Source organism: Streptomyces sp. NPDC037301, from assembly GCF_055602785.1.
In genome coordinates, this window is sequence record NZ_JBVJWD010000018.1 from 1 (window position 1) to 5472 (window position 5472).

Annotated in this window: 4 protein-coding genes; 3 read left to right on the forward strand and 1 reads right to left on the reverse strand. The window is 60.5% G+C overall.

All coding sequences use genetic code 11. From position 1 onward, the window contains the following. The first annotated feature begins 84 nt into the window (after positions 1-84). Positions 85-1740 (forward strand): SRA domain-containing endonuclease, encoded by a 1656-nt coding sequence (locus ACZ7IB_RS26510; RefSeq protein WP_470916318.1) that lies wholly within the window; start codon positions 85-87, stop codon positions 1738-1740. Positions 1741-1952: 212 nt separating this feature from the next. Here the strand turns inward: ACZ7IB_RS26510 and ACZ7IB_RS26515 are convergent, their stop codons facing one another. After that, positions 1953-2297, reverse strand: coding sequence for a hypothetical protein (locus ACZ7IB_RS26515; RefSeq protein ID WP_470916320.1), 345 nt, complete (start codon positions 2295-2297; stop codon positions 1953-1955). A gap of 404 nt (positions 2298-2701) precedes the next feature. On the opposite strand from ACZ7IB_RS26515, the gene ACZ7IB_RS26520 reads away from it, so the two are divergent. Together ACZ7IB_RS26520 and ACZ7IB_RS26525 are read left to right on the forward strand one after the other, a co-directional pair. Beyond that, positions 2702-4129: a GmrSD restriction endonuclease domain-containing protein gene (locus tag ACZ7IB_RS26520; protein ID WP_470916322.1), complete on the forward strand. Its 1428-nt coding sequence runs from the start codon at positions 2702-2704 to the stop codon at positions 4127-4129. Between the two features lie 74 nt (positions 4130-4203). Beyond that, positions 4204-5043: a hypothetical protein gene (locus tag ACZ7IB_RS26525; protein ID WP_470916323.1), complete on the forward strand. Its 840-nt coding sequence runs from the start codon at positions 4204-4206 to the stop codon at positions 5041-5043. The last annotated feature ends 429 nt before the right edge of the window (positions 5044-5472 follow it).

The following is a 5472-nucleotide window of genomic DNA, read 5'->3' on the forward strand; positions in this document are numbered from 1 at the left end:
TTGAACGCTTTCCAGGTCGCCTTCGAGGGCCGCCTGACTCCCACCGACCACTGACCAACTCAACAACCAAGATCAGCCGTTAAATTGACACACCCGGGCATCCTGCAGGCGATTGCAGAGCATGACCGCCTCGGGGTGGAGGCGTTTCGGGAGACCTACGGTTACCGCGCGGCTATCACCTACCTGCTTGTGCACGAGGGGCGGCAGTACGACTCCAAGGCCATAGCTGGCGTTGCGCACCTCTACGACTCTGGAAGCGCACTGAAGCACTACCAGCTAAGTGGTGGTCTGAAGGGTGCCGTGGCTTGGCTGAGGAGGGAGGGCTTCACGGTTGTGGAGCCACCTAAGACGTTCCAACGGCGGGTTGGGGACGTCCGGCCGGCACGACGTGCGGGAGGCCCGGCGCTGCACCGCCCGCTGCTTCTCCTATGGGCAATCGGGCAGGCCTTGGCGGGGGCGCCCCGCACGCAGTCGTGGTCAGCGACATGCGCCGCCGTGGCGCCGCTGATGGAGAAGTACGCCCAGACCGAGGACGGTGTCGACGCCACCAGGTACCCGTTCTGGGCACTGATGCATGACGAGTTGTGGACTGTGGACCACGGGCAGGAGCTCACCCTCACGAGTCGGGGGAGACGTCCCACCCTGGAGTCCCTGAACCGGGTAGATCCGACAGGTGGTCTCCGCGAGGATGACTACGCGCTGCTGCTGTCGCAGCCTGCCGCTGCCGCCGCTGCCGCGGCAGGGCTGCTCCTGCGCTACTTCTTCCCGATTCGTTCCGGCCTGCTGGAAGACTTGGGCCTACACAACTTGCTCGCCGGCAGATGGGCAGATGCCCTGCGTCCGGTGCTCGGTGAGCCGTTCAAGGACCGAGACGCCATCTGGCGCGTCTACGGTGGCCAAAAGATGGCAGGGATCGGCTGTCTCGCAGACGGGATCCTGAGCGCCTTCTCAGACGACAAGGGGCCCTACGACGACGGCCGGATCCCGGACACAAATTGGATCGCCTACGTCGGAGACGGGCTCTCAGGCGACCAGAAGATCACCGACGGCAACGAGCTCATGGCCGAGCATCAGACTGCCGGCCACCCTCTGCGCTACTGGCACAAGCCATTCCAGAAGGACTGGAGCTTCGAAACCTGGGCCGTCATCGTGCAACGCCGACTGCGGTGGGGCATCGGAGCCGACAAGCGGCCGCGCCGTGAGTTCCTCTGGGTGTTGGCCCCTGTCCCCTCGCCGCAGCGTGAGACGTGGCCTCCGGACGTTGTGGCAGCGCTCGAGGCTGACACAGGTGAGTTGCACGACGACACCGTCGACTACCGCCCTGGTGACGTAGACCCTAAGGCGCGTGACACCACAGAGAGCGACAAGGACGCCTACAAGCGCCTGGCACAGAGGGCGGAAGCGAACGCCAAACGACGAGGCCAGCTGAAGAAGCCGACACTTGCCGACCGCTTCGTCCGGGACCCCAGCGCAAGAGCGGCAGTCATAAAGCGAAGCAAGGGCGACTGCGAGAGCCCTAAGTGCGGGGGACACCCCAAAGAGCGAACCACCGCGGGACTACCAATCCTGCAGGTGGACCACGTACGGGACCTGACCATGGGCGGGCCCGACGTCCCCTGGAACATGATCGCCCTCTGCCCGAACTGCCATGCCCTTAAGACCTACGGCGAGAACAGGGAGAAGCTTCGACGCCTCCTCGCAGCAACTGCCAAGCACCTACACCAAGAGGGGCTTCGTTAGCCAAAGAGGTGCAGTCCCACAGCCGGCTCGCGGATGGACCTGAGCTTGGGATGGTGGATCGCTGCTTTGTAAGCCTGGTAGCGGCATCTGAGTCATCACCCCAGCTCAACCTGTCTGTGCGCTGCGACGGTTGTCACGAGCTGCGGACGCTGTGGTGTTCCTCAAATGACCGTGGCTGACCGCTCGATCTGGCACGTATCTGGCACGCATACTCAGAGCTCAACCCTCTCGCTCACAACGTCGTCAGCAGGCTCCCCATAGCGCAGCACGACGTGTGCCGGCCGGAACGGAAGCGCACGCAAGCCAGGCTCCATCACCCGGAACAGAGCTTCGGCATCAGGGCCATAGGCGGAGATCACAACCTCTCCCCCGCCGAATTCATTGCCGTCGACCTCACCAACGCCAGCGACCATGACCGCGGCCCCCATCGACCGCTCGGCTTCAAAGACCAACGACCACTGGCCAGGTTCACCGAGGTCGTCGCCGCCCAGCTGGAAGCGAGCGATCACGGCGTGTTCCGGAGACGTCTCCGGCAAGTCGAAGAGTGCGTCCTGCATGGCAGCACCCTCCCACCAGGCTCTGACAGCCAGCCTTCGTCCAGGGCATCTGAGGGGGCGGCGCTCGGGAGACACCCGCTTTGTAAGTTCGACCGGACAGCTGTCATCCCTGCTCGCGCCACGGCTTCCGGCGCTGCTGGTGCCGCTGATATGCGCTGTCGTTGATGGCAGCTGTGGATGACCAGACTGCCCCTCAATGCGAACTACCGGCACGGCGGTCACTGAGGGCTGTTGTCCCACTCCCCCGGAACGAACTCGCAAGCTGACAACCAGCATCGCAGCCTCTTGAGGCAAGCAGGGAAGGCATAGCGCAGCATCAACCTGGCACCAACTCCACTTCTCCACAGCGGCGTTGTCTCGCACAGACGCCTCACGCTGCCTGATCACTGAGGTAAGTTGCCGACATGGCGGATTTGGATGAACTTGAAGGCATCGCTGAGGACCCGAGCGATCAGGTGGCAGACATCGGCACAGCCGGCATGATCAAGATCGGGCAGCAGCCGCAGATCGTCACACCAGTCACTGAGACGATTCTTTCGGTCTTGTCGTCGGTAAAGGACGGATCGGTAGTACTTCAGCCCCCTTATCAGCGCCGCGCCTTTTGGGACAGGAAGAAGAAGTCTGCCCTCATCGAGTCAGTATTTCTTGGCCTTCCGCTTCCCCTCATCTACCTCGCCGATGCTGAGCGAGACATGGATGGAGAGGCGGTACCTGTTCGGGAGGTAGTTGATGGCCAACAAAGGCTCACATCACTGAAGGAATTCTATGATGGCACGCTAACCATTCCTGATGACTCTGTCGTGGAAGAGCTTCGCGGGAAAAAGTTCGCAGACTTGAAACCGGGACTGAAAGCAGGTTTCAAGAATTTCAAGCTTTCAACCGCCACCATCCCCATAGACGCGCGCGCGGATAAATTTGAGCTATTTAAGCGCTTGAATCAGAAGAGTACCGTTCTATCAGACCAAGAACTTCGCAATGCCGTACATCACACCGAATATTTGCAGCAAATCAAGGAGCACGCAGAAAGGCTTAAGGGAAAGCTGAAGGTTTCTGACGCAGAGTGGCGACGAATGAAGGACGTGGAGTACCTGTCACGGTTGCTCGCCTATCAGCGTCGCGGGTACCTGGACTTCCCAAACAAGCGCCTAAATCAGTTCCTGAACGATGAGATGATTGTCGGCAAATCTGAGGACCCGGACATTCGCGAGCGCCGATGCCGGCTAATCGAAAAAGCCCTTGACCGAGTCATTCTGACGTTCGGCGATCTCAGGTTCCGACCCTACCGAACCCCAGATCACAGTTTTGGTGAATGGGCTCGCACATTGAACCGAGCACTCATGGAGACTCAAGTCTGGGCGTTCCTCGATCACTCCCGGTACGGATTCAAGGATGCCGGCTCATTTGATCGAGCCATTCGAGAGCGGAAGAGCGAAATAGTTGACGCGGTTCAGCGGCTTCATGTTTATAACGAACGCTTCAATGACGCCATCCAGAGAGGCACTACAGGCAAGCCGAACGTAGAGTTTAGGTTTGCCAGGTATGACGCCGCCATCCGTCTCGCGCTTAGCAATACTCCTGCGGGCCGACGGCAGCGCTTCTTTACACTGCAACAGAAGCAGAACATCTGGGATCGGACTGCCGCCGAGGACCGCAAGTGCTCTGAGTGCGATCACCCATTGCGGTTTGAGGAGGCCGAAGTGGACCACACGAAGCCTTTCGCGGAGGGCGGCGAGACCGTCGAAGAAAACGGACAGCTCCTACACAGAGCCTGCAATAGGGCTAAGGGTGCCCGGTGGGACCCCGTGGAAGAGATGGAGGTTGAAACTGCTTAACTCGAGCACCAGCGTGCCCGGCTCGGACAGCGATTGCTCGAAAGTCATAAAGTCAGCCTAATTGGTAAAGGATCATGGAAAAATCAAAGGAAGCTCGCGAAGGTGATCCCCTCGCCGCTAAAATCAGAGCATGGCTTTCCGAGCAGGGCTATCCGCTCGAAATGCGCACGGCAAGAGTCTTCAAGAGTCATGAAATATCGGCAGTGCCATCCGACTATTACTTGGATCGAGAATCTCAAACTCACCGCGAAATCGATCTAGTCGGCAGGATCCGTCTACTCGCCTCGCAGAGCGACTCCCGTCAGGTTTCAACATATCTATGTCCGATTGTTGAATGCAAGAGCTCCCCTGGAAAACCATGGATCCTTTTCTCGGGAGGGAGACAGCTGGCATCCACAGCGAAAATTGCGCAAAGATTCGTCCCTGGCCAAGCAACTTCATATTGGCATCGTCTCGCGGGACAACTAGACAAGAATCCGGTGACGCAGGGGGAACTGCCGCTATTCAGCGTAGAGAAGGATCCTGCCTATTCCGCTGTTCGAAGTAGCCTGGGCAAGAGTAGAGAGGATGTAGCTTACTCCGCCATGACAAGTGTTTCCAAGGCAGCCTTTGGCGTGGCAAACATGTACGGATCACCAGGCAATCTGGCGCTCCAGATCGCGGTCCCTGTGATCGTCGTGGACTCGCCCATGTATAAGTGCACGCTAGACGACTCAGGGAATTCGGACCTGACACGGGTAACTTCTGGGACTATTGTTTGGCGCAATAAAGTTCCAGGTTCCTCCCTACCGCACTCGATCATTAAGATCTACACAGAAGAAGCGCTTCCTGATTTGTGTAGGGATATTTTGAGGACTGCGGAATCTCTCAGAAGAGCGGTTGAAGAAGAACCGTGGTTGGGCGAGGTCGCGTAATTAATTCGGACTCGCGAGGTCGGTGGAGCGGGTTTGCCGGTGTCCTGCCCGGTTTGGGGTAGAGCACGATCAGGGGGCCGTACGCTGGCCGGCAACTCGGGCAGGCTGTGATCCTGCCCGGAATTTGAACGAGTGGCCCCCTGGTCTTGCTCGACGCGGGACCCGTACTGGGGAGGTGGCTAAAGCCGTGGAGCCGACCGCCCCAGCCACAGAGGGTTTCCCCGCCCCGTGCCGACCGTTTCTCTCGGGCTGGTGTCGCGCTCGGTGCGCCGCTGCCCCCGGCCGGGGGCAGCCGGGACGGAGACAGAGGCAGCCCCCGGCCGGGGGCTGCGGCGCGGGGGGGGGGGGGGGGGGGGGGGGGGGGGGGGGGGGGGGGGGTGCCGAGCCGGGGGGGGGGGGGGGGTTGGGGAGGGGGGTGGGGGGGGGGGT